Genomic DNA, 3,421 nt, shown 5'->3' with positions numbered 1-3,421 from the left:
GCACTATATTGTTTAGCAAGGCGTAAGATATTTACTTCACCAGAACCGCCGCGCTCATCTAAAGAGGCAACAAAAGGTGGTTTATTTACAACGATATAATCATCGTTTTCGAATAGGATAATGTCTTTAAATGAAGGATATTTCAATTCAGTGTGTTTTTCAGAAGTAACTAGTGCATTCCAGCCTGTAAAGATATCAATGAGCTAATTCGCTACAGGTAGCAAAAAGCCCAATGATCTTCCAGAATGCAAAAGTACTAAGAAAGTTCGAATTTATACCCCACTCCTTTTACAGTAGCAACATAAGTTTCACCTAACTTCTCGCGTAACTTGCGAATGTGTACATCAATTGTACGGTTTGTAACCACTACAGAATCTTCCCAAATATTCTTTAGAATAGATTCTCTGGTATATACCTTACCTGGTTTTGAAGCTAATAAATAAAGTAATTCAAACTCTTTTTTAGCTAAAATGACTTTTTTACCACTCTGAAAAACAAGGTACGCTTCTCTGTCAATTACCAAATCACCTATTTCAACCTTATTATCAGAAACCTCGTCTCCGCTTGCATTTCTTCTTAGAATCGCATTAATACGACTTACTAGTGCACGAGGCTTAATTGGTTTAGCTATATAATCATCTGCACCAACATTAAATCCCGCTATTTCTGAATACTCTTCACTTCGTGCTGTTAAAAACACCATAAAAGTATTTTTAAACTCAGGAATAGCCCTCATTAACCTGCATGCCTCAATACCATCCATCTTTGGCATCATGATATCCAGGATAATTAAATCAGGATGTACCTTCTTTGCAATCGTAATGCCTTCCTGACCATTATTGGCTAAGAATACCTGATATCCCTCTTTCTTTAAGTTATACTCAATTAACTCTAAAATATCTGGTTCGTCATCAACAATAAGTATCTTCTGTTTTACGGTGCTCATAGCTTTAATTATTTGTTACGAAATTAGGTAATCAATTATAATATACCGTTAAACTCATGTTAACAAATTGTTAATACCATCATGTATATTAACATGAATTTAGGGTTAGCGTAAAGTTTTATTTAAAAATGCATCAAGCTCCTCTCCGCGAAGATTCTTTGCAACTATTGTTCCTTTTGGATCTATGATAAATGAGCTTGGAATAGCCTCTATTTGATACAATCTAACTGTAGAACCTTCAAAATCGCTTAATTCGCTGGCATGGTTCCAGGTTAGTTTATCATCAGCAATTGCTTTTTTCCATGCTGCCGGGTCTTTATCTAAAGAAATACCCAATATGGTAAAATTCTTGTCTTTATAAGTATTGTAGGCTTTAACCACATTCGGATTTTCCTGTCTGCATGGCATACACCACGATGCCCAGAAATCAAGCAATACATATTTTCCTTWAAAATCAGACAACTTAACTGGCTTTCCATCGATACCGGTTATGGTAAATTCTGGTGCAGCCTGACCAATTTGAACAGCCTTTAAGCTAGCCATTCTCTTTAAAAATTCAGTTACTGCGGCATTATCATTAAACTTACTTTTGATTTTATCAGAGTAAGCCACCATTTCTTTCTCAAATTCCGAAGGATTTAACAAGTTTATGGCATAAAAACCTGCTAACGATTCCGTATTCTCCTCAGCAAATTTCAACACCGCTTTATTAAGCCCTTCAATTTCAGYAGTATATTGAGGTCTCATTTGCTCCATAATAGCTTCTCTCTTATCTGGCTGGGCCGATACTGCTTCATCAAACTGAGTTTGTATAGCAGCAATTTTAGTCATATACTCATGCTTGGTGGTGTTCAATTCCTGTAACTTATCAGCCTCAGCAGCACCAGATGTAGTATAAGCCAATGATTTGTCGGCCAAATCAGCAGTAATTTTAATTTCATCGCCATTCTTTGCAATAATCATATATTCGTTATTGCCCGCAGAAATCCTAAAGAAATCTGCCCCAGGGGTTGAATGGGTAAATTTAAATTCTCCTTTTTCAGAAAACACAGTTGAATCTAATGGCAAAGCATTGTCTTTTTGCAAACCAAATAAGTAAACTTTGCTTTTTGGAGCAGCGTTTTTAAACTCTCCGTTAATTACAAACTTACTTTTATCCTTACATGCTGCAAAAGCCACACACAACACCAATACATACCCAATACGTTTCATCATAATATTTACTATTTTAATTTCTCTTGTAACAATTCATTTATTTTTTGGGGATCTGCTTTTCCCCTGGCAAGTTTCATTACCTCACCTACAAAAAGCCCAAGCACGCCTTTTTTTCCTTTTTTATAGGCTTGTACCTGTGCTTCGTATTTCGATAGAACCTGATCCACAAAACCAGCCAGTTCATCACTATTTTCTTCAATTAGCAAGCTATGTTCAGTAGCCAGTTTATTTACATCGGCACCCGCATTATTAACGATTAAAGGCAACAGCTGTTGCAATGCAATTTGTTGGGTGATCTTTTTATTATCTACCAGGTTAATTACGTCTGCGAGTTRCACAGGACTAACTTTAAAGCCTGATATTGTGATCTCTTGTTCACTTAACAAAGCTCTGATAGATCCGGTAAGCCAGTTCACCAGGCTCTTTGTATTTTTAATTATAGGCAATGCCGAATTAAAATAGGTAAGCAAGTCAATATCTTCAGCAAGTAATGTAGCTTCAGATGCGTTAACTCCATAATCTTTTACCAGTCTTTTAGAGATCTCCGAGGGTAGTTCAGGCATTGTGGCCTTTATCTGCTCCAGCCACTCATCAGAAATATGTACGGGCGGCAAATCCGGATCCGGAAAATACCTGTAATCATTGGCTTCTTCCTTGCTCCGCATTGGCGATGTTGTACCTTCTTCAGCATCAAAGTTCAATGTGCTCTGTACAATCCTTCCTCCGGTGGCTACAACCTCTTTTTGCCTGTTAAACTCAAAATCCATTGCCCTGCGCACGTTTCTTATGGAGTTTAGGTTTTTTACCTCGCAGCGCGTTCCAAATTCTGTTGCACCAACCTCACGGATAGAGATATTTGCATCACAACGCAAACTTCCTTCTTCCATATTGCCATCACTCACATTTAAATGACGAACCAATTTCCTCATCTCTGTTAACAGCGCAGATGCTTCTTCTGAACTTCTGATATCAGGTTCTGTAACAATCTCTATTAATGGAACCCCTGCCCTGTTTAGATCTACATAAGAGTATTGATCATTCTGATCATGCATACTTTTACCGGCATCCTCTTCCAGGTGTATCCTGTTAATTCCGATGCGTTTTTCTTCACCATTGCTTAGCGTTACATTCAGATAACCATTCTGACAGATGGGCTTGTTATCCTGAGTAATCTGATATCCTTTAGGCAAATCGGCATAGAAATAATTCTTTCTATCAAAAAAATTGAGCTGGTTAATTGTGCAATTTAAGGCCAGGCCC

At 37.3% G+C, this 3,421-nt stretch carries 3 protein-coding genes and 1 pseudogene; all 4 read right to left on the bottom strand.

Annotation, left to right across the window (positions count from 1 at the left end; translation table 11 throughout):
* Nucleotides 1-146: pseudogene (locus AC1DG9_RS25250) on the bottom strand (RNA pseudouridine synthase); the annotation flags it as partial.
* Between the two features lie 110 nt (nt 147-256).
* Entirely contained in the window at nt 257-946 is a 690-nt protein-coding gene (locus AC1DG9_RS25245) for a response regulator transcription factor (protein WP_048906107.1), read from the bottom strand.
* A 105-nt stretch (nt 947-1,051) separates the two neighbouring features.
* The gene (locus AC1DG9_RS25240; protein ID WP_477635483.1) at nt 1,052-2,161 is read right to left on the bottom strand and encodes a redoxin domain-containing protein; all 1,110 of its coding nucleotides are present in this window, start codon (nt 2,159-2,161) and stop codon (nt 1,052-1,054) included.
* Between the two features lie 8 nt (nt 2,162-2,169).
* The coding region (gatB, locus tag AC1DG9_RS25235) for an Asp-tRNA(Asn)/Glu-tRNA(Gln) amidotransferase subunit GatB (protein ID WP_477635482.1) at nt 2,170-3,421 on the bottom strand (1,252 nt) is incomplete at its 5' end.

Source organism: Pedobacter sp. 05L430 (assembly GCF_056397585.1).
This window is presented reverse-complemented; position numbering and strand designations above follow the sequence as displayed.

Coding starts and splice junctions, on each gene's coding strand:
- AC1DG9_RS25245 (WP_048906107.1), bottom strand. CDS start 946: ATGAGCACCGTAAAACAGAAGATACTTATTGTTGATGACGAACCAGAT.